This window comes from Streptomyces ziwulingensis (assembly GCF_039542605.1).
In the GTDB taxonomy this organism is placed as follows: Bacteria; Actinomycetota; Actinomycetes; order Streptomycetales; family Streptomycetaceae; genus Streptomyces; species Streptomyces ziwulingensis.
Window position 1 is genome coordinate 167386 of the sequence record NZ_BAABIG010000024.1, and the last position, 20288, is coordinate 187673.

General features: G+C 73.1%; 18 protein-coding genes. 9 read left to right on the forward strand and 9 right to left on the reverse strand.

Going from position 1 to position 20288, the window contains the following annotated elements; genetic code table 11:
- Positions 1–12: 12 nt before the first annotated feature.
- Both ABEB00_RS14440 and ABEB00_RS14445 read left to right on the forward strand, forming a co-directional pair.
- A complete protein-coding gene (locus ABEB00_RS14440) occupies positions 13–2067 on the forward strand; it encodes a beta-galactosidase (protein WP_345619966.1) in 2055 nt (684 codons plus the stop codon).
- Positions 2068–2300: 233 nt separating this feature from the next.
- A complete protein-coding gene (locus tag ABEB00_RS14445) occupies positions 2301–3092 on the forward strand; it encodes an SAM-dependent methyltransferase (RefSeq protein WP_345619967.1) in 792 nt (263 codons plus the stop codon).
- 3 nt (positions 3093–3095) lie between these two features.
- Here the strand turns inward: ABEB00_RS14445 and ABEB00_RS14450 are convergent, their stop codons facing one another.
- Positions 3096–3272, reverse strand: coding sequence for a hypothetical protein (locus ABEB00_RS14450; RefSeq protein WP_345619968.1), 177 nt, complete (start codon positions 3270–3272; stop codon positions 3096–3098).
- A 243-nt stretch (positions 3273–3515) separates the two neighbouring features.
- On the opposite strand from ABEB00_RS14450, the gene ABEB00_RS14455 reads away from it, so the two are divergent.
- A complete protein-coding gene (locus ABEB00_RS14455; RefSeq protein WP_345619969.1) occupies positions 3516–4691 on the forward strand; it encodes a spore photoproduct lyase family protein in 1176 nt (391 codons plus the stop codon).
- Between the two features lie 31 nt (positions 4692–4722).
- Here ABEB00_RS14455 and ABEB00_RS14460 read toward each other — a convergent pair whose 3' ends face one another.
- The 4 genes from ABEB00_RS14460 to ABEB00_RS14475 form a co-directional block, all read right to left on the reverse strand.
- Positions 4723–5736 (reverse strand): iron-siderophore ABC transporter substrate-binding protein, encoded by a 1014-nt coding sequence (locus ABEB00_RS14460; protein ID WP_345619970.1) that lies wholly within the window; start codon positions 5734–5736, stop codon positions 4723–4725.
- A gap of 35 nt (positions 5737–5771) precedes the next feature.
- Entirely contained in the window at positions 5772–6599 is an 828-nt protein-coding gene (locus ABEB00_RS14465) for an ABC transporter ATP-binding protein (protein WP_345619971.1), read from the reverse strand.
- Positions 6600–6692: 93 nt separating this feature from the next.
- Positions 6693–7739, reverse strand: a complete 1047-nt coding sequence (locus tag ABEB00_RS14470) for a FecCD family ABC transporter permease (RefSeq protein WP_425586486.1) — start codon at positions 7737–7739, stop codon at positions 6693–6695.
- Positions 7736–8803 (reverse strand): FecCD family ABC transporter permease, encoded by a 1068-nt coding sequence (locus tag ABEB00_RS14475; protein ID WP_425586487.1) that lies wholly within the window; start codon positions 8801–8803, stop codon positions 7736–7738. The genes ABEB00_RS14470 and ABEB00_RS14475 overlap by 4 nt, the downstream gene beginning before the upstream one ends.
- A 198-nt stretch (positions 8804–9001) precedes the next feature.
- Here ABEB00_RS14475 and ABEB00_RS14480 point away from each other — a divergent pair, with 198 nt between their 5' ends.
- The 4 genes from ABEB00_RS14480 to ABEB00_RS14495 all read left to right on the forward strand — a co-directional run bounded on the left by ABEB00_RS14480 (position 9002) and on the right by ABEB00_RS14495 (position 13580).
- Complete coding sequence (locus ABEB00_RS14480) at positions 9002–9565, forward strand: MSMEG_1061 family FMN-dependent PPOX-type flavoprotein (RefSeq protein WP_345619972.1); 564 nt, start codon at positions 9002–9004, stop codon at positions 9563–9565.
- A 103-nt stretch (positions 9566–9668) separates the two neighbouring features.
- A complete protein-coding gene (locus ABEB00_RS14485; RefSeq protein ID WP_345619973.1) occupies positions 9669–10526 on the forward strand; it encodes an ABC transporter ATP-binding protein in 858 nt (285 codons plus the stop codon).
- Complete coding sequence (locus ABEB00_RS14490) at positions 10523–11503, forward strand: iron-siderophore ABC transporter substrate-binding protein (protein ID WP_345619974.1); 981 nt, start codon at positions 10523–10525, stop codon at positions 11501–11503. The genes ABEB00_RS14485 and ABEB00_RS14490 overlap by 4 nt, the downstream gene beginning before the upstream one ends.
- A gap of 7 nt (positions 11504–11510) precedes the next feature.
- Positions 11511–13580 (forward strand): iron ABC transporter permease, encoded by a 2070-nt coding sequence (locus ABEB00_RS14495; protein ID WP_345619975.1) that lies wholly within the window; start codon positions 11511–11513, stop codon positions 13578–13580.
- Positions 13581–13675: 95 nt separating this feature from the next.
- Here the strand turns inward: ABEB00_RS14495 and ABEB00_RS14500 are convergent, their stop codons facing one another.
- The gene (locus tag ABEB00_RS14500; RefSeq protein ID WP_345619976.1) at positions 13676–14518 is read right to left on the reverse strand and encodes an RNA polymerase sigma factor SigF; all 843 of its coding nucleotides are present in this window, start codon (positions 14516–14518) and stop codon (positions 13676–13678) included.
- Between the two features lie 207 nt (positions 14519–14725).
- Between ABEB00_RS14500 and ABEB00_RS14505 the strand changes: the two genes are divergently transcribed.
- A complete protein-coding gene (locus ABEB00_RS14505; protein WP_345619977.1) occupies positions 14726–14914 on the forward strand; it encodes a hypothetical protein in 189 nt (62 codons plus the stop codon).
- 211 nt (positions 14915–15125) lie between these two features.
- Positions 15126–16613: an MFS transporter gene (locus ABEB00_RS14510; protein ID WP_345619978.1), complete on the forward strand. Its 1488-nt coding sequence runs from the start codon at positions 15126–15128 to the stop codon at positions 16611–16613.
- 47 nt (positions 16614–16660) lie between these two features.
- Here ABEB00_RS14510 and ABEB00_RS14515 read toward each other — a convergent pair whose 3' ends face one another.
- The 3 genes from ABEB00_RS14515 to ABEB00_RS14525 all read right to left on the reverse strand — a co-directional run bounded on the left by ABEB00_RS14515 (position 16661) and on the right by ABEB00_RS14525 (position 20284).
- Complete coding sequence (locus ABEB00_RS14515) at positions 16661–18736, reverse strand: MMPL family transporter (protein ID WP_345619979.1); 2076 nt, start codon at positions 18734–18736, stop codon at positions 16661–16663.
- Positions 18737–18861: 125 nt separating this feature from the next.
- On the reverse strand, positions 18862–19386 hold the full coding sequence (locus ABEB00_RS14520; RefSeq protein WP_425586488.1) for a MarR family winged helix-turn-helix transcriptional regulator: 525 nt from the start codon (positions 19384–19386) through the stop codon (positions 18862–18864).
- Positions 19387–19390: 4 nt separating this feature from the next.
- Positions 19391–20284 carry an oxygenase MpaB family protein gene (locus ABEB00_RS14525; RefSeq protein ID WP_345619980.1) on the reverse strand — a complete coding sequence of 298 codons (894 nt, stop codon included), beginning with the start codon at positions 20282–20284 and terminating at the stop codon, positions 19391–19393.
- Positions 20285–20288 lie beyond the last annotated feature (4 nt).

The following is a 20288-nucleotide window of genomic DNA, read 5'->3' on the forward strand; positions in this document are numbered from 1 at the left end:
CGGAAGGACGCCATGATCTCCACCCTCCGCCCGCGCCCCGCCCGCGGCCCGGACGGCGACCCCGCCCCCCGGCTCCTCTACGGCGCCGACTACAACCCGGAGCAGTGGCCCCGCGAGGTGTGGGCCGAGGACGTGCGGCTGATGCGCGAGGCCGGCGTCAACGTCGTCTCCGTGGCCATCTTCTCCTGGGCCCGGCTCCAGCCGGGCCCGGACACCTGGGACTTCGGCTGGCTCGACGAGATCATGGACCTGCTGCACCAGGGCGGCATCGGGGCGGACCTGGCGACCGCCACCGCCTCGCCGCCGCCGTGGCTGACCACCGCCCACCCGGAGATCCTGCCGGTCACCGAGCGCGGGGAGACGGTGTGGCCGGGCGCGCGGCAGCACTGGCGGCCCACCTCCCCGGTCTTCCGGCGCCACGCCCTGCGCCTGGTGCGCGAGCTGGCGACCCGGTACGCGGACCATCCGGCGCTGGTCGCCTGGCACGTCTCCAACGAGCTGGGCTGCCACAACATCCACGACTTCTCCGACGACGCGGCCGGTGCCTTCCGGGACTGGCTGCGCGCCCGGTACACCACCCTGGACGCCCTCAACCACGCCTGGGGTACGGCGTTCTGGTCCCAGCGCTACGGCGACTGGGCGGAGATCCTGCCGCCGCGGCTGGCCGCCTCCCATGCCAACCCGACCCAGCAGCTCGACTTCAAGCGGTTCTCGTCACACGCGCTGAAGGAGCACTTGCGCGCGGAGCGCGAGATCCTGCGGGAGATCACTCCCGGCACCCCGGTCACCACCAACTTCATGGTGATGGGCGGCACCAAGGGCATGGACTACGCGGACTGGGCGCCGGAGGTCGACTTCGTCTCCAACGACCACTACGTCCACCCGGGCGCACAGGACCGCGACGAGCTGTCCTTCTCCGCCAACCTCACCAGCGGCCTGGCCGGCGGCCGGCCGTGGTTCCTGATGGAGCACTCCACCGGCGCGGTGAACTGGCAGCCGGTCAACGTGGCCAAGCGGCCGGGCGAACTGGCCCGGGACTCGCTGCTGCACGTGGCGCACGGCGCGGACGCGGTCTGCTTCTTCCAGTGGCGGCAGTCGGCGGCGGGCGCCGAGAAGTACCACTCGGCGATGGTGCCGCACGCCGGCCCGGACAGTGAGCTGTTCCGCGCGGTGACGGCGCTGGGCCGCACCCTGGAGCGCCTCGCCCCGCTCGCGGGCAGCGAACGCGAACCCGCCGAGGTCGGCATCCTCTTCGACTGGGAGTCGTGGTGGGCCTGCGAGCAGGACTCCCACCCCACCTCGCTGCTGGACTACCGGCAGGAGGCGCTCGACTGGTACTCGGCGCTGCTCGCCCTCGGTGTCCGCGCCGACGTGGTCACCACCCGCGCCGACCTCTCCCGTCACCGGGTGCTCATCGCACCCGTGCTGCACCTGGTCCCCGCCGCTCTGGCGGGGCGGCTCACCCGCTTCGCCGAACAGGGCGGGCACCTGGTGACGACGTACTTCTCCGGAGTCGTCGACGAGAACGACCACGTCTGGCTCGGCGGCCACCCGGGCGCCCTGCGGGACCTGCTCGGCATCCGGATCGAGGAGTTCGGGCCGCTGCGCGCGGGCGAGACGGTGGAACTGGACGACGCGACGACCGGCAGCCTGTGGACCGACCTGATCACCGCCACCGCACCGGAGACCGAGGTCCTCGCCCGCTACCGCACCGGCGTCCCCGCGGGCCGCCCGGCCGTGACCCGGCGGCCCGCCGGCGCCGGTTCGGCCGCCTACGTCTCCACCCGGCTCGGGGTCACGGGGCTGACCGCCCTGCTCCCCCGGCTGCTGGCACCGGCCGCGGTGACCGGCGAACTCCCCGGGGAACTGCGCGGACGCGTCGAGGCGACCGTGCGGCGCTCCCTGGGCGCCCGGTTCCTGTTCCTGGTCAACCGGACCGACGGCACGGTCCCGGTCACCGGCGTGACGGGGGAGATCCTCACCGGCACCACCGGCGAGGACGGCGGCCTGGTCCTCGGCCCCCGGGAGGTGGCCGTGCTGCGGCAGCCCGGACCCGCCGCCGGCTGAGACCCCGTCCCGGTCACCGTGCGGCCGTCCCCGACGTGGCAGGCCGGCCACGGGGCCGGCCGGCGCCGGACGGTGGCCGACGTGAGCGGGCGGACCGGCGCGGCCGGAGGTGCGGGCACCGCCGGGTCCGCGACGGGCGCGCTCCCAACTCCCCGCTCTCCAGGGGCCGGCGGCCGGGCAGTACGATGATCGCGAGGTGCGGCGAAGACGTACCCCGGACGACGGAGGCTGCCATGGTGACGGACGGTTCCCGGCCCCTGGAGATCGACACCGGCAAGGCCCACCCGGCGCGGGTCTACGACTGGCTGCTGGGCGGCAAGGACAACTACCCCGTCGACGAGGCGGTGGGTGAGACCCTGCCGCCCGAGGCACGGGACGCGGCGCGGCAGAACCGCGCGTTCATGAACCGCGCCGTCGCCCACCTCGCCGCCCAGGGCATCGACCAGTTCCTCGACATCGGCACGGGCATCCCGACCGAACCCAACCTCCACCAGATCGTGCAGCGGACCGTGCCGACGGCCAGGGTCGTCTACGCGGACAACGACCCGATCGTGCTGCGGCACGCCGAGGCGCTGCTCGTCAGCCGCCCCGAGGGAGCCACCGACTACATACAGGCCGATGTCCGCGACCCGGACGAGATCGTGCGGCACGCCCGGGGCGTCCTGGACTTCGACCGGCCGATCGCGCTCTCGCTGATCGCGCTGATGCACTTCGTACCGGACGACCAGGACGCCCACGGAATCGTCCGGCGGCTGGTGGCCACCCTCGCCCCGGGCAGCCACCTGGTGCTCTCGCACGCCGCGATCGACCTCATGCCCGAGCTGGCGCGACAGGTCATCGACCAGTACGCCAAGGGCGGCATCCGGCTGGGCTTCCGCACCCGGGCGGAGGTGACCCGGTTCTTCGACGGGCTGGAGCTGGTCCCGCCGGGGCTGGTCACGGCGACCGAGTGGTACGGCCCGGAGCAGCAGCCGCCCAAGGCCGAGGCGAGCGGTATCTACGCGGCGGTGGCGCGCGTCCGCTGAGCGTCAGTTGCGGCGGCCCCGGGCCGACCAGCCGCTGCCTATGCCCGCCAGGTGCAGGGCCAGCAGCGTCAGCCCGAGCAGCATGAAGTTGGTCGAGGTGAAGACATCGTTGGTCGAGATGTCGGCGGCGTTGATCAGGAAGGCGATGAAGAAGAAGATCGCCGAAACGATGGCCAGCACGGTGGGGCTCCTCACGTAGGGTCGCGCCGTTCGGCGCGGGTGTCTCGCGTATGCCCTCAACTCATCCCTGGACACAGCCTGTTGGGTGTCAGGATGGTCTCGAACGGCACCGCGATCCGACGCGTACGGAGAGTGACCGTCCCGGGCGGCGCGGGTCCGCGTACAGTGGGAATGTGTGGATTCGTCCGCGCGTCCCGGGGTCCGTTCCCGGGGGTGTCCTCTTCCCCGCGTCCCGGAGCGACCATGTCCGACCCGTCCGCCGCCTCCGACGACGGCTCCGAGACCCTGTTCGGGCTGGACGCGCTCGACCCGCCGCCCACCGCGCCCGCCGACGGCCCGTCCTTCCGGGACTCGGCGGCGGCCCGGCGGCTGCTGCCGGTGCGGGAGATCCACGCCGAGCCCGCGGCGGCCGCCTCGCCGCGCGGCCGGCAGATCATCGCCCGCTTCCCCGGGGCCCGGGTGGTCGAGGTGGACTCCCACTGGCGCATCCCCGGGCTGCACGGCAACGAGGGCAATGTCGAGCGCTGGGTGCGGGTGAAGGGCGAGAACCTGGTGCTGGGCGAGCGCAAGACGCTCACCACGCGGCCCAACGGCCGGTCGGCGGACTGGATCGCCCCGGGCCCCTCCAACGGCTGCGCGATGTCCTGCGCCTACTGCTACGTACCGCGCCGCAAGGGGTACGCCAACCCGATCACCGTCTTCACCAACATCGAGAAGATCGTCGCGCACCTCGGTCGGCACATCGCCCGCCAGGGTCCCAAGACCGAGCCGAACCAGTGCGACGAGACGGCCTGGGTCTACGACATCGGCGAGAACGGCGACTGCTCGGTGGACGCGCTGATCAGCGACAACACCGCGGACCTGGTGCACGCCTTCCGGCGGTGGCGCACCGCCAAGGCGTCGTTCGCGACCAAGTTCGTCAACCCCGACCTGCTCGCCCTCGACCCGCGCGGCCGGACCAGGATCCGGTTCTCGGTGATGCCGCCGGACGACTCCCGGCTGCTGGACGTGCGCACCTCACCGGTGGCCGAGCGGATCGCCGCCGCCGGGGACTTCCTGGACGCCGGTTACGAGGTGCACTTCAACCTCTCCCCGGTGGTGGTGCGCCCCGGCTGGCAGGAGGCCTGGGCGGAGCTGCTGACCCACCTCGACGACGTCCTGCCCGCTTCGGTGAAGAGGCAGGCCGCCGCCGAGGTGATCATGCTGACGCACAACCGGGAGCTGCACGAGGTCAACCTCGGCTGGCACCCCCGCGCCGAGGAGGTGCTGTGGCGGCCGGACCTCCAGCAGGCCAAGCGCTCGGAGAACGGCGCGCTCAACGTGCGCTACCGCAACCGGGTCAAGGCGGAGGCGGTGGACGCGCTCCAGGAGCTGGTCCGCGTCCACGCGCCCTGGCTGCGCGTCCGCTACGCCTTCTGATCCGGCGCCCCGGTCACCTCTTCCGCGACCGTCACTTCAGGGCGTCGGCCAGCATCGGGACGACCTTGTCGAGGGCGTAGCCCACGGAGAGCACCGAGTTGGTGGCGAAGGCGGAGCTGATGCTCTTGTCCTCGAAGACGACGTCGTGGCCCTTCTTCACCGCGGAGAGCGACTTGTAGAGCGCGTCGGAGGAGATCTTCGACGCCTCGATGCCGATCGGTGCCATCACGAGGAGATCGGCGTCGATCATCTGGAGGTTCTCCTCCGAGACCGACACGGAGAAGCCGGTGCCGGCCTTGGCCTCGACCTTCGGGTTGTTGACGAAGCCGAGCTGCTCGACGAAGCCGATCCGGTCCGTGCCCCGGACATAGGCGCCCCAGCCCTCGGAGGTACGGGAGCCCACGGTGACCGTCTTGCCCTTGAACTCCGGGTGCGCCTCGGCGGCGGCGGTGAACTTCTTGTCGGTGTCGTCGATGAGGCCCTTGCCCTCGTCGGCGAGGCCGAGCGCCTGGGAGATCATGGTGGTCTGCTTCTCCCACCCGACCTTGTACTGCTCGCCGCCCTTGGGCACGCCCACGGTCGGGGCGATCTTGCTGAGGGTGTCGTAGCGGGTCTGGTCGCCGCTGGACTTGACGTCGAGGATCAGGTCCGGCTTGAGCGCGGCGATCTTCTCGTACTCGGGCTCCAGGGTGCCGATCTTCTCGGGGCTCTTGTCGTACTCGCCCTTGGCCCAGGGGCCGACGCCGTCGCCGCCGAAGGCGAGCCAGTCGCTCTGGCCGACGGGCTGCACACCGAGGGCGAGGGCGGTCTCGGCGTCGCCCCAGCCGAGCGCGACGACCCGCTCGGGCTTCTTGTCCACCGTGACGGTGCCGAACTTGGTGGCCACCTTCGCCGGGAAGGCGCCGGACGCCTTGGCCGGGGCGCCGGCGGCGGCGGAGTCGTCCGAGGAGGAGCCGCCGCAGGCGGCGAGGGAGCCGAGCAGGGCGAGGGTGAGCGCGGGGACGGCCAGGCGCCACGGACGGCGAGTGGATGACTGTCTGAACATGGGGGTTCCTTCGGTGCTGGACACCGCGCGGTGGTTCACCGCGCGGAGGGGGAAGAGGAGGAGGAAGGGACGTGGTGCCGCCCGAGCGGGACCACCATCGGGGTGCCGGAGGCCGGGTCCGCGATCACCGTCGACCGCAGCCCGAACACCTCCTGGACGAGGGACTCGGTGACGACCTCGGACGGCGTGCCCTCGACGATCACGCGACCGGCCTTCATGGCGATCAGGTGGTCGGCGTAGCGGCAGGCCAGGTTGAGGTCGTGCAGGACCACGGCGAGGGTGACCCCGCGTTCGCGGTTGAGGTCGGTGAGCAGGTCCAGGACGTCGAGCTGGTGGCTGATGTCGAGGTAGGTGGTGGGCTCGTCGAGCAGGAGGATGTCGGTCTGCTGGGCGAGTGCCATGGCGATCCACACCCGCTGGCGCTGGCCGCCGGAGAGTTCGTCCACGGACCGGTCGGCGAGGTCGAGGACGTCGGTGGCGAGCATCGCCGCGGCGACGCCCTCGCTGTCGGCGGCGGTCCAGCGGCGGAACCAGCCCTGGTGCGGGTAGCGGCCCCGGCCGACGAGGTCGGCGACGGTGATGGAGTCCGGGGCCACCGGGGTCTGCGGCAGCATGCCGAGGCAGGCGGCGACCTCGCGGGTGGAGGTGCGGTGGATGTCCTTGCCGTCCAGGAGCACGGTGCCGGCGGTGGGGGTCAGCAGCCGTCCCATGGCACGCAGCAGCGTGGACTTGCCGCAGGCGTTCGGGCCGACGATCACGGTGAGGCGGCCCGGCGGCAGGTCGACGTCGAGACCGGAGACGATCTCTCGCTCCCCGTAGCCGAGACCGAGGTCACGGGCCTGAAGGGTGTGCTGGGACGACACCGGGTTCTCCTGGTTCGGACGGTTGCGGGGCGGCGGGGGTGAGGGACGTGCGGGGTGACGGGGTGAGGGGTGTTCGGGGCGGCGGGGGCACGGTCAGCCGCCCCGTCCGACCCGGTTGGCGCGGGCCAGCAGCCACAGCAGGTACGGCGCCCCGACGATGCTGGTCACCACGCCCACCGGCAACTGGGTGTGCGGCAGCAGGTGCTGGGCGGCGAAGTCGGCCAGGCAGACCAGCGCGGCGCCGGTCAGCGCGGACGGCACCAGGGCGGCGCCCTGGCCGGGCACCAGGCGGCGGGCGATCGGCGGGGAGACGAAGGCGACGAACCCGATGGGTCCGGCCGCCGCCGTCGCCACCCCGACCAGGGCGGTGGCGCTCGCCAGCAGGGCGAGGCGGCTGTGCTCCACGCGGGCGCCGAGGCCGCCGGCCGCGTCGTCGCCGAGCTGGAGCGCCCCGAGGCCCCGGGAGGCGGCCAGGGTGAGCGGCACCAGGACGAGGGCGCAGCCGAGCAGGGGCCAGAACTGGTCCCAGGAGCGGCCGTTGAGGCTGCCGGTCAGCCAGACGAAGGCGTTGGCGGCCTCGGTGGCCTCCGCGCGGGTCATCAGGTAGGAGCGCAGGCTGATCAGTCCGGTGCCGACACCGATGCCGATGAGCACGAACCGGCCGCCGCTGACGCCGCCGCGCCAGGCCAGCAGGTAGATGGCGGTGCCGGCGAGGAGCGCGCCGGCCAGGGCGGCGCCGGACATGGCCAGGCCGCTGAGGCCGAACGCCATGGACGACAGGACGGCTCCGGCGCTCGCCCCGGAGCTGACGCCGATGACGTCGGGGCTGGCCAGCGGGTTGCGCAGCAGGGCCTGGAAGACCGCCCCCGACAGGCCGAAGCAGCAGCCGACGAGGAGGGCGAGCAGGGCCCGGGGCAGCCGCAGTTCCCCCACGATGAACCAGGTGCCCGCGTCGCCCCGCCCGGTGAGGACGGCGAGGACGTCCGTGAGGGGGACCTCGATGTCGCCGACGGTGAGGGAGAGCACCAGGGCCGCCAGGGCGACCAGCGCCAGGACTGTGCAGACGCCGGTGAAGCGGGCCGCGCGCCGGTGTCGGAGCCGGCCGATCCGCGCGGCGGCCTCGGCGGTGCGGGCGTTCACAGGTCGGCCTTCCCACGCCGGCGGACGAGCAGGATGAACGGCACGCAGCCGAGGGCGGCGGTGACCACGCCGACCTGGATCTCGCCGGGAGGTGCCACGACCCGTCCGACGACGTCGGCGACGAGCAGCAGGACGGGGGCGAGCAGGGCGCTGTAGGGCAGGACCCAGCGGTGGTCGGGGCCGGTGAACATCCGTACCGCGTGCGGCACGGCCAGACCGACGAAGCCGATCGGTCCGGCGATGGCGGTGGCCGCCCCGCACAACAGGACCACGCTGACCGCGCCCACCAGCCGTGCCACGCCGACGCGCTGGCCCAGGGCGCGGGCGATGTCGTCGCCGAGGGCGAGGCCGTTGAGCCGGGGCCCCATGCCCAGGGCGAGGACCGCGCCGGCCAGGACGAAGGGCAGCGCCTGGAGGAGGACGTCGAGTTCGCGGCCGTCGAGCGCGCCGACCTGCCAGAACCGGTACTGGTCGTAGGTCTCGCTGTCGGTGAGGAGCATGGTGTCGGTGAGCGAGACGAGCAGGCCGGTGGCGGCGGCACCGGCCAGGGCGAGCTTGACGGGGGTGGCGCCCTCGCGTCCGAGGCCGGCCACGCCGTAGACGAGTCCGGCCGCCAGGCAGGCGCCCAGGAAGCCGAACCAGATGTACTGCTCGGGCGCGGTCAGCGAGAGCACGCTCATGGCGAAGACGACGGCGACGGCCGCGCCCGCGTTGATGCCGAGCAGTCCGGGGTCGGCGAGCGGATTGCGGGTGACGCCCTGCATCACGGTGCCGGCCAGGCCCAGCGCGGCGCCGGCCAGCAGGCCGGCCAGGGTGCGCGGGACGCGTACCTCCTGGACGACGAGCTGGGCGCGTACCGACGGGTCCGGGTCGAGGACGCCGTGCACGACGTCGCCGAAGGGGACGTCGCCCGAGCCGACGGCCAGACTGAGGACCACGGAGGCGAGCAGCAGTACGGCCAGCAGGACGAGCCCCGTCGTGAGGGCCGCGGCGCCGGGCCGGCGGTGCGTGGTCGCGGTGGGCGCGGCCCCGCCTTCCTGCCCGGTGGCGACGGTGGTGTTCACCGCGGGGCCGGGCGCCGCCGGGGGCGCTGCGGTCGGCGGGGAGGGACTGGGCGCATGGGTGGAGTTCCTTGGGTGGTGCACGAGGGTGACCGGCCTGAGCGGATCGACCACCTCCGGTTCAAAGGTAAGGCGAACCTAACATCAGATATTGTTCTTTGTGCAACCACCCGTGGGATCAGCACAGCTTGGGAGTCGGCCTTGCCGCACACGATCGACATCGCCGGGGACCGGCCGGACACCGTCAGCGACGAGGGCTGGGTCGCGCTCACCTCCGGCGAGGAGCTGCGCGAGGTGCTGGGCGAACCCTGGCCCGTGGTGATCGACAAGGTCCACGACGCGCTCACCGAGGGCGACCTGGACATCGTCGCCCGCTCGCCGTTCTGCCTGCTGGCGACCTCCGACACCGGCGGCAACTGCGACGTCTCCCCGCGCGGCGACGCCCCCGGCTTCACCCACGTCCTGGGCCCCCGCACCGTCGCACTGCCGGACCGGGCGGGCAACCGGCGCGGGGACAGCTTCCACAACATCCTGCAGAACCCGCACGCCGGCCTGCTGTACCTGGTCCCGGGCGGCAAGCAGGTGCTGCGGATCAACGGCCGGGCCCGCATCCTCACCGACGCGCCGTTCTTCGACGCGATGGCCCGCGACGGCAAGCGCCCGGCCCTGGCGCTGGTGCTGGACATCGACGAGATCTACCTGCACTGCCCCGCCTCCCTCAACCGCGCGGGACTGTGGAACCCCGAGACGTGGCAGGCGAGTTGAGCCGGTGAACCGGCGGCGGTGCGCCGGGCGGCTATGCGGCCCCGGGAACCTGCCCGCACCCGGCGGCACCAGCAGTAATTAGGTTAGGCTAACCTTCCACCTTGTGAGATCAGGTGAAGGGGCGACCGCCTCCCGACTGCGCGGTCATGAGCTGTCGGCCACGGACGTGACCGTGGCCTACGACGGCGTCGACGTCGTCCACGGTGCCGCGGTCGACCTCAGGCCCGGCGAGGTGACCGTCCTCGTCGGCCCGAACGGCAGCGGCAAGTCGACACTGCTGCGCGCCGTCGCCCGGCTGCAGCGCGCCCGGGGCGGCGCGCTCAGGATCGACACCGACACCGACGGCCTGGCGCTGACGGCCCGTGAGTTCTCGCGGTACGTCTCCCTGCTGACCCAGGGCCGGCCCACGCCCAGCGGCCTGACCGTGCGCGATGTGGTCGAGTTCGGCCGCTACCCCTACCGGGGCCGCTGGGGCCGCAGCGACCCGGACGGTCCGGCCGCGGTCGACCGGGCGCTGTCCCTGACCGGCGTCACCGAGCTGGCCGGGCGCGGCGCCGACCACCTCTCCGGCGGGCAGTTGCAGCGCGTCTGGCTGGCGAGCTGCCTCGCCCAGGAGACCGGTGTCCTGCTGCTGGACGAACCGACCACCTATCTCGACCTGCGCTACCAGGTCGAACTCCTCGACCTCGTCCGCGACCTGGCCGACGACCACGGCATCGCCGTCGGCGTCGTCCTGCACGACCTCGACCAGGCGGCGGCCGTCGCCGACCGCATCGCCCTGCTCCGGGCGGGCCGGATCGTCGCCGAGGGAGTGCCCGAGGACGTGCTCACGCCCGAGCGGCTGACCGACGTCTACGGCATCCGGATCGACGTCGACACCGACCCGCTCACCGGCCGGCTGCGCACCCGCCCGATCGGCCGCCACCACACCCGACGCGAAAGGCTCGGCACCACCTCATGAGACGCACGCTCCTCACCGCGGCCACGTTCACCGCCGCGGCGCTCACCCTCACCGCCTGCGGCACCACCGAACCGGCCGCCGACAAGGCCGAGAAGTCCTCCTCGGCCCTGACGGTCACGGACGGCACCGGCGCGAAGGTGAAGCTGGACGGCCCGGCCACCAAGGTCGTCGCCACCGAGTGGAACGTCGTCGAGTCCCTCGTCTCGCTCGGCGTCGACCCCGTCGGCGTGGCCGACGTCAAGGGCTACGGCACCTGGGACTCCTCGGTCCCGCTGAAGAACAAGCCCAAGGACATCGGCACCCGCGGCGAGCCGAGCATGGACACCGTAGCCTCCCTCTCCCCCGACCTGATCGTCGCCACCAGCGACCTGGCGCCCGCCGCCCTCAAGCAGCTCCGCAGGATCGCCCCGGTGCTCGCGGTGACCTCCGCCGACGGCTCCGGCCAGATCGACCAGATGCTGGAGAACGTCGACCTGATCGCCGAGGCCACCGGCACCACCGACAAGGCCAGGACGCTCCGCACCGGTTTCGAGGCCAAGGTCGCCGAGGGCAGGAAGGCCCTCGCCGCGGCCGGTCAGGACGGCACGGACATCGCCTTCGCCGACGGCTGGGTCGCCTCCAACCAGGTCTCGGTCCGCCCCTACACGAAGACCTCCCTGCTCGGCGAGGTCAACGAGGAACTGGGCCTGAACAACGCCTGGACCGTCAAGGGCGACAAGGCCTACGGTCTCGGCTCCACCGACGTCGAGGGGCTCACCAAGCTGCCGGAGGACGTCCAGTTCGCCTACCTCGGCAATGACGAGGACGAGGCCGCGACGCCGTTCGACGGCGCGCTGACCAAGAACTCGGTGTGGAAGTCCCTGCCGTTCGTGAAGGCCGGCGACGTGCACCGGCTGCCCGACGGCATCTGGATGTTCGGCGGTCCCGGGTCGATGGAGGCGTACATCGACGCCGTCGTCGACGCGCTGACGAAGTAGCGAGGCCGTGGCCGTCACCGTGCCGAAGCCCGTCACCCGTCCGCCGTCGGCCGCCTCCTCGCGGCCGGGGGCGGCCGCGGTGACGGCCGTGCTCGTCCTCCTGGTCGCCGTCCTCGCCGTCCTCGACCTCACCCAGGGCACGGCCGCCGTGGGCGCGTCCGAGGTGTGGAAGGCGCTCACCGGCCGGTCCGATCCGTCCGACGCCTCCGTGGTGGTCGCCTCCCGGCTGCCGCGGATGGCGGCCGGCGTCCTGGTCGGCGTCGTCCTCGGCATGGCCGGCGCCGTCCTCCAGGCGGTCAGCCGCAACGTGCTCGCCGCCCCCGACACCCTGGCGGTCAACGCCGGTTCGTACCTGGCACTCGGGCTGCTCGGCGCGTCCGGCGTCTCGGTGCCGCTGCTCGCCTCGTCCGGCGTCGCCTTCGTCGGCGGCCTGGCGGCGGCGGCCGTCGTGCTGGGGCTGTCCGGCCTCGGCACCGGCACCGTCCGGCTGGTCCTGGCCGGCACCGCGCTGACGCTGGGCCTGATGTCCGTGACGGAGGGGCTGATCCTGCTCTTCCCCGAGCAGACCGAGGGCCTCTACCAGTGGAACCAGGGCAGCATCGGCCAGAACGGCTTCGACGGCGTCGTGCAGATGCTGCCGGTGGCCCTGGCCGGCGTCACCGGGCTGCTGCTGACGGCCCGCCGGGTCGACGCGCTCGCCCTCGGCGACGACGCCGCGCGCGGCCTCGGCGTCCCGGTGCGGGCCACCCGCGTCACGGTGGTCGTCATGGCGACGCTGCTCTGCGCCGCGGCGGTCACCCTCGCCGGGCCGGTCGGTTTCGTCGGCCTGTGCGCGCCCGCCCTGGTCCGTCCGCTCGCCCGCCGGTTCCGGGGCTTCGCCAAGTCCCGCGCGGCCATGCCGCTGGCGGGCCTGGCGGGCGCGGCCCTGGTGCTCGGCTCCGACGTCCTGCTGCGGGCGGTGGTCTCCTCCGAGCGGGCGGTGGCCGTGCCCACCGGCGTCGTCACCAGCCTGGTCGGCGCGGTGTTCCTGGTCTCGATGGCGATGCGGGTACGGGACACGGGCGAGGCCGGCGCCCCGGACCGGCTGCGCATCCCGGGCCGTACGGCGTTCGTGACCACCGTGGCCGTCCTGGTGGCCGCCCTCGTCGGCGTCACGATCGCCGCCGTCCTGATCGGCGACAGCAAGCTGCTCCTCGGCGACGTCGTCAACTGGACGCGGGGGCGGGCCGGGCAGAGCGTCTCCTTCGTCCTGGACACCCGGGTGCCCCGGGTCCTGGCGGCGCTCGGCGCGGGGGCCGCGCTGGCCCTGGCCGGCACGCTGGTGCAGGCCGTCACCCGCAACCCGCTCGCCGAGCCGAGCGTCCTCGGTGTCACCGGGGGCGGCGCGCTCGGTGCCGTGATCCTGGTGACCTCGGTGCCCGCCGCCGGGTCGTGGGGCCTGGCCGGTTCGGCGCTCGCCGGGTCGGCGGTCACCGCCGTCCTGGTCTTCGGTCTCGCCGCGCGCGGTGGTTTCCGGCAGAACCGGCTCGTCCTGGTCGGTATCGGCGTCGCCGCCGGGACCACCGCGCTCATCAGTCTGCTGATCGTGCTCACCGACCCGTTCAACTCGGCGAAGGCCCTGACCTGGCTGTCGGGTTCCACCTACGGCCGGACCATGCCCGACGTGCTGCCGGTCGCGCTGGTCCTGGTGGTGGGCACCGTCGTGGCGGTGGCCCGGCGCACCGAGCTGGACCTGGTCAGCCTGGACGAGGACACCCCGCGGCTGCTCGGTCTGCGGCTGGGCGCGGGCCGCCTGGGCTTCCTCGTGGTGAGCGTGCTGCTCAGCGCGACCGCGGTCGCCTGCGCGGGCACCATCGGCTTCGTCGGCCTGGTGGCACCGCACGCCGCCCGCGCCCTGGTGGGCCGGCGCCACGTCCGGGTCGTCCCGGTCGCGATGCTGCTCGGCGCCACCCTGGTCTGCGCCGCCGACCTGCTCGGCCGCACGGTGATCGCCCCGGCGCAGCTCGGCGCGGGCCTGATGACGGCGGTGATCGGCACGCCGTACTTCCTCTACCTGCTGGTCCGCAGCCGCCGCTGAGCCGGAGGAACCCCGGAAGTCCGGAACCCCGCACACCCGAAAACCCGGAAACCCCCGCGCCGCCTCGGCGGCGCGGGGGTTTCCGGGGTGGTGCGTCACTTCGTGGTCAGCATGCCCTCACGCAGCTTGGCCAGGGTGCGCGACAGCAGGCGCGAGACGTGCATCTGGGAGACGCCGAGCCGCTCGCCGATCTGGGCCTGGGTCAGCTCCTCCACGAACCGCATGTGGATGATCTGCCGGTCGCGCTCACCGAGCTGGGCGATGAGCGGGGCGAGCGCGTGGAAGTCCTCCACCAGCTCCAGCGCCGCGTCCTCGGTGCCGATGAAGTCCGCGAGCACGGTCTCGCCGTCCTCGCCGCCGCCGAGCGCGGCGTCCAGCGAGGAGGAGTTGTAACCGTTGGACGCCAGCCGGGCCTCGACGACCTCGTCCTCGGTGAGGCTCATCAGCTCGGCCAGCTCCCGGACGGTCGGGGTGCGGCCCAGCCGGCTGCGCAGCTCGTCGGTGGCCTTGGCCAGCTCGACCCGGGCCTCCTGGAGGCGGCGCGGCACGTGCACCGCCCAGGACGTGTCCCGGAAGAAGCGCTTGATCTCGCCGACGATGTAGGGCACGGCGAAGGAGGTGAACTCCACCTCGCGGGTCAGCTCGAACCGGTCGATCGCCTTGATCAGACCGATCATGCCGACCTGGACGATGTCCTCGCGCTCCTCCGGACCCCGGCTGCGGAAGCGGGAGGCCGCGTAGCGCACGAGGGACATGTTCATCTCGATCAGGGTGTTGCGCGCGTACTGGTGCTCGGGAGTGCCCTCCTCCAGTACCGCGAGCTGATCGAAGAAGAGCCGGGACAGTTCACGGGCGTCCTTCGGCGCGACCTTCGAGGGGTCGGCGACCGTGGGCAGCCGGACCGTTTCCGTGTCGACGTCCGTCTTCCGCGTTGTCATCGCCGCCGTCATCGTGGGGCCCTCCCTAGTCGTCGTCCGGTAAAAATCGCCTGCCCACCGGGGCCGACAAGACCTCGCCTACCCCCACTTCTGCCGAACACGCCTGCCTTTTGCCGCTAACTTATCGGACAAATAGGGCAAGTTGACGGGCGCGACGGCGTCGCGGCCGTCCACCAGCGGCTTCGGTCGGCTTCGGCGGCATGAACAGTGAGATGGATCACTCCCGCCGCCCGGACGGTGCGGCTGCCGACCGCGGCGATCCGCCACCTGATCGGCGGCACCCGCGCCGACCGGCCGGAGGTCCCCCGCACCCGCGCCCGCCCGGACACCGCGGTCGAGCGCCATCGCCCCCGAGCGCCGCCGGACGCCGCCCGCCCCGCCTTTCCCACGCCCTGACCAGGCGTGTCGTGTCCCGCCCCACACCGAGAGTTCGTGTACAACGCACCTACCTGGGCAGCAGCCCCTGGCGTGCGCCGGACGATCAGTGCGGCACAGAATCGCTCAGGCGAGCGCGGTGACGGAAGAACACAGTGACGGAGAACGGAAAGGCGGCGGCGTGGTGGAGGCCAAGCCCGACGGCCGGTCAGGCCCACGGGGCCGGGGCAGGATGCCGAAAGCGGTCGCGAACATGCCCGGCCAGGTCCGGGACGAGCTGACCCGCAGGCTGCACCGGAACCGAGGGGGCTTCAGCGAGAAGGACGTCCAGGTCGTCGAGCGGCCCCTGCTCAAGCGCGCCGTCGGCGCCTCCGCGCTCGGCAACTGCATGGAGTGGTTCGACTTCGGGGTCTACAGCTATCTCGCGGCCACCATCGGCAAGGTCTTCTTCCCCGGCGCCTCACCGGGCGCCCAGCTCCTCTCCTCGTTCGCGACCTTCGCCGCCGCCTTCGTGGTCCGGCCGCTCGGCGGGCTGGTCTTCGGCCCGCTCGGCGACCGGATCGGCCGCCAGAAGGTGCTCGCCACCACCATGATCATGATGGCGCTCGGGACCTTCGTCATCGGCCTCATCCCGAGCTACGACACCATCGGCATCGCCGCCCCGGTCCTGCTGCTGCTCGCCCGGATGGTCCAGGGCTTCTCCACCGGCGGCGAGTACGGCGGCGCCACCACCTTCGTCGCCGAGTACTCCCCCGACCGCCGGCGCGGCTTCCTCTCCAGTTGGCTCGACTTCGGCACCTTCGTCGGCTACGCCCTGGGCTCCGCGCTGGTGACGGTGCTCAACCTGGCGCTCAGCGACGACCAGATGCTCTCCTGGGGCTGGCGGCTGCCCTTCCTGATCGCCGGTCCGCTGGGCGTGATCGGCCTGTACATGCGGCTGAAGCTGGAGGAGTCCCCGGCCTTCCAGCAGCAGTTGGACGCGCACGAGAAGAACATGGCCGAGAAGACGGCGGGCGGCGAGTTCCGGACGATCGTCAAGGAGCACTGGCGGGCCCTGCTGATCTGCATGGGCCTGGTGCTCCTGTACAACGTCACCAACTACATGGTCACCGGCTATCTCCCGACGTATCAGACGGAGACGCTGAACCGCTCCAGCGGCTTCGCCGACGTCCTCGTCCTGATCGGCATGGTGTGGATCGTCGTGCTCATCACCTTCCTCGGCCGGCTCAGCGACCGGGTCGGCAGGCGCCCGCTGTACGCGGTCGGCGCGATCGCGATGATCCTGCTGGCCGTGCCCGCCTTCCTGCTGCTCAAGGCGGACGGCACCGCGGGCCCGGTCCTCGGGGTGCTGCTGCTGTCCACCCTGCTGGCGTGCTTCGCCGCCCCGAGCGCGGCCACGCTGCCCGCGCTGTTCCCGACCGCCGTGCGCTACGCGGCCATGGGCATCGGCTTCAACTTCGCCGTCGCCGCCTTCGGCGGCACCACCCCGCTGTTCACCGAGGCGCTGGTGAACGCCACCGGCGACGACCTGGTACCGGCGTACTACCTGATGGTGGCCGGCGTCATCGGCCTGGTCACGGTCCGGTTCCTCCCCGAGAGCGCCCAGGTGCCGCTGCACGGCTCGCAGCCGATGGTCGGCTCCCGCGCGGAGCAGCGGGAGCTGATCACCACCTCCGAGGAGCTGTACGACTTCGCCAAGGAGCGTTCCGCGACGCGCTGACCCTCCCCGGACGAGCCGGAGAGGGGGCGCGGTGCCTCAGCGGCGGCTCAGCGGCGGCTCAGCCGGCCCGGCCACCACACCGGGCGGCCGATGTCCCGGGCGAGCGCGGGCACCAGCAGGGACCGTACGACCAGGGTGTCGAGCAGGACACCGAAGGCGACGATGAAGGCGATCTGCGCCAGGAACGCCAGCGGGATCACGCCGAGCGCGGCGAAGGTCGCGGCGAGCACCACCCCCGCGGAGGTGATCACCCCGCCGGTGGTGACCAGGCCGCGCAGGATGCCCTGGCGCACGCCGTGCCGCAGGGACTCCTCCCGCACCCGTGACATCAGGAAGATGTTGTAGTCCACACCCAGGGCGACCAGGAAGACGAAGCCGTACAGCGGCACGGACGGATCGGTGCCGGTGAAGCCGAAGACGTGCGGGAAGACCAGGGCGGAGACGCCGAGGGTGGCGAGGAAGTTCAGCGCCACGGTGGCCACCAGCAGCGCCGGCAGGAGCAGGGAGCGCAGCAGCGCCACGAGGATGACGAAGATGATGGCGAGGACGACGGGGACGATGAGGGTGCGGTCCCGTTCGGCGGTGCGCAGGGTGTCGTAACTCTGGGCGGTGTAGCCGCCGACCTCGGCGTCCGCGTCCGGCACGGCGTGCAGGGCGGCGCGCAGCCGGGCCACGGTGTCCTTGGCGTCGTCGCTGTCGGCGGCGGCGCTCAGGGTGACGTCGACGCGTACCCGGCCGTCGACGGTCAGCGGCTCGCCCCCGCCGGGCCGGCCCGAGGCGGTCACCGCGGCCGCCGAGGCGACGCCGTCGGTGTCCTCGGCCGCCGACACCACCCGGTCCAGGCGGTCGGCGTTCGCGAGGACGACGGCGGGGTTGCCGGAACCGCCGGGGAAGTGCTCCCCGAGGGTGCGCTGCGCCTCGACGGACCGCGCCTCGCCGACGAAGGTCTCGTCCAGCGGTACGCCGCTGGAGGCGAGGCCGGGTGCGAAGGCGGCGGCGGCCAGCAGGCCGATGAGCGAGACCGCCCAGACCTTGCGTGGGGCGCGGTCCACCAGGGCGGCGACCCGCTGCCAGATGCCGTGCCCCTCCTCGGCGGAGCGCGGCTTGGCCGGCCAGTAGGCGGCGCGGCCGAGCAGGACGAGGACGGCGGGCAGGAAGGTCAGGGTGGTCAGGACGGCGCAGCCGATGCCGATGGCGCCGACCGGGCCGAGGGCACGGTTGTTGGTCAGGTCGCTGAGCAGCAGGGCGAGCAGGCCGAGGGCGACGGTCGCGGCGCTGGCGACGACGGCGCCCCAGGACTCCTTGAGGGCGGCGCGCATCGCGGTGAAGCGGTCCTCGCGCCGGGCGAGTTCCTCGCGGAAGCGGGAGGTCAGCAGGAGCGCGTAGTCGGTGGCGGCGCCGATCACCAGGATGGACAGGATGCCCTGGACCTGGCCGTCGACCCGGACCACGTCGTGGTCGGCGAGGACGTAGACGATCGCGCAGGCCACACCGAGTGCGAAGACCGCGCCGACGATGACGACGAAGGGCAGCAGCAGGCTGCGGTAGACGAGCAGCAGGATGACGAGGACGGCCAGCAGCGCCACGCCGAGGAGCAGTCCGTCGATGCCCGCGAAGGCGTCGGACAGGTCGGCCTGGCTGGCGGCGGGTCCGGCGATGCCGACCTCGGTGCCGGGGACCTGCTCGGCGGCGGCCCGGATGCGGTCGAGGGCGCCGGCGAGTCCGTCCCCGAGGTCGGGCCGCAACTGGACGACGCCCTGGAGCGCCTCGCCGTCCTCGGAGAGGACCGCGGGCGAGACGCGCCCGGCCACGCCGGGGGCGTCCGAGAGCGAGGCGAGCGCCTCGGTGGCCGCCTGCCGCCGCTCGGGCACCGGTGTGCCGCCGTCGGCGGTCCACACGACGATCGCGGGCAGCGTCTCGTCCTGCTGGAACGCCTTCTGCTCGTCGATCACCTCGGTGGACTCGGCGCTGCGGGGCAGGAAGGCGGCCTGGTCGTTGGTGGCGACCTCACCGAGGCGTCCGGCGAAGGGTCCGGTGGTGCCGCCGACGCCCAGCCAGGCGATCAGCAGGAGGGCGGGCAGGAGCAGCCGGACCCAGCGGGTCCGGCGCGAGGTGGCGGGCATGGCTCTCCATGAGTCGATGTATCTCGATGAAAAACAATCTCAATCATCGAGATAGTTCTGCCGTGATCGTAGACGACACCTTTCCTTCTCCCCCCGCCCGGTGCGTGGATGCACCGCCGGGCGGCTCAGCGCTGAAGGGGTCGCAGGCCCGACATCTCCTCGTTCAGCGCGGCCAGGAAACGCAGCACGACGGAGAGTTCGTCCTCGCTGAACCGGGTGCGGGCGGCCTCGGTCGCCTGGGCGAGCGGCCGGAAGTGGGAGCGGGCCGCAGCCCTGGCGCCGGCGGCGTAGTACAGATGGACGACCCTGCGGTCGGCGGACTCCCGTACCCGGCGGATGTGTCCGGCCCGCTCCAGCCGGTCCACGCAGGCGGTCACGGCGCCGGAGGTCAGGCCGAGGTGCGCACGCAGCCGCCCCGGTGTCATCGGTTCCTCGGCGTCGAGGATCGCGGCGAGCGCCTGGACGTCGGTGGCGTGCAGTCCGTGGTCGCCGGCGAACCCGTGCACCAGCCGGTTGATCTCGCCGTTCATCCTGCGCAGGTGCACGGCGAAGGAGTACAGGTCGGGGCCGGCGGGCGGCTCCCCGGCCGGCCCCGCCGCCTCGCCCGTCCGCCGCTGTCGTCCCCGGCCGTCCCGGTCCTCGCTCGCCACGCCGTCAGCCTATAGAAGCGTCCTTCGCCCGGGGTGGCGGCGGCGGGGTCATCGCCCAGCGGATGGTGCGGGTCAGGGCGTGCCCGGCCGGGCGCACGGCGAGTTTCTCGGCGAGCGGCAGGCGGGGGACGCCCAGCAGGTCGCTCGCGTACGGCGGCAGGCTCGCCACCGCGGTGGCGGCGAGCACCGTGTAGAAGGGCCGGGCGGGCAGCGGCAGCGGCGGGTGGAGCAGGAGGAAGCGGGCGGTGGCGCGGGCCTCGGCGGTGGCGCGCAGTTCGGGCCGGTACGCCGCCAGTCGCGCGGTCAGCTCGCGCCGGGTGAGCGGCGGGTCGCTCACGCCGAGGGCGCGGGCCACCCGGGCGGTGTCGCGGACGTAGCCGTCGTAGCCGTCCGCGTCCAGCGGCCGGGCTCCGTAGCGGGCGTGGGCGCGCAGGAAACTGTCCGTCTCGGTGAGGTGCACCCAGGTCAGCAGGTGGGGGTCGGCGGCGTGGTACGGCTCGCCCTCCGCCGTGGTGCCGCGCACCCGGTCGTGGATGGCGCGGACCCGGTCGACGGCCGCCCGGGCGTCGTCGGCGGTGCCGTACGTGGTCACGGCGAGGAAGGTGCTGGTGCGCTGGAGGCGTCCCCAGGGGTCGCCGCGGAAGCCGGAGTGCGCGGCGACGGCGGCCATGGCCAGCGGGTGCAGCGACTGGAGCAGCAGGGCGCGCAGGCCGCCGACGAACATCGAGGCGTCGCCGTGGACGACCCTGATGGGCCGCTCCGGGCCGAACCAGCGGGGGCCGGCCGTGTCGTGGATGCGGGCGCGGTTGGCCGGGCCCTGCGGCCCCGCGACCCGCCGGAAGAGAGCTGTTCCCAGATACCGCCGCGCTCCGGCGAGCGCGGGCGCCTCACGTCCCATACGT

Coding starts and splice junctions, on each gene's coding strand:
- ABEB00_RS14440 (WP_345619966.1), top strand. CDS start 13: ATGATCTCCACCCTCCGCCCGCGCCCCGCCCGCGGCCCGGACGGCGAC.
- ABEB00_RS14445 (WP_345619967.1), top strand. CDS start 2,301: ATGGTGACGGACGGTTCCCGGCCCCTGGAGATCGACACCGGCAAGGCC.
- ABEB00_RS14455 (WP_345619969.1), top strand. CDS start 3,516: ATGTCCGACCCGTCCGCCGCCTCCGACGACGGCTCCGAGACCCTGTTC.
- ABEB00_RS14460 (WP_345619970.1), bottom strand. CDS start 5,736: ATGTTCAGACAGTCATCCACTCGCCGTCCGTGGCGCCTGGCCGTCCCC.
- ABEB00_RS14490 (WP_345619974.1), top strand. CDS start 10,523: ATGAGACGCACGCTCCTCACCGCGGCCACGTTCACCGCCGCGGCGCTC.
- ABEB00_RS14500 (WP_345619976.1), bottom strand. CDS start 14,518: ATGACAACGCGGAAGACGGACGTCGACACGGAAACGGTCCGGCTGCCC.
- ABEB00_RS14510 (WP_345619978.1), top strand. CDS start 15,126: ATGCCGAAAGCGGTCGCGAACATGCCCGGCCAGGTCCGGGACGAGCTG.
- ABEB00_RS14515 (WP_345619979.1), bottom strand. CDS start 18,736: ATGCCCGCCACCTCGCGCCGGACCCGCTGGGTCCGGCTGCTCCTGCCC.
- ABEB00_RS14525 (WP_345619980.1), bottom strand. CDS start 20,284: ATGGGACGTGAGGCGCCCGCGCTCGCCGGAGCGCGGCGGTATCTGGGA.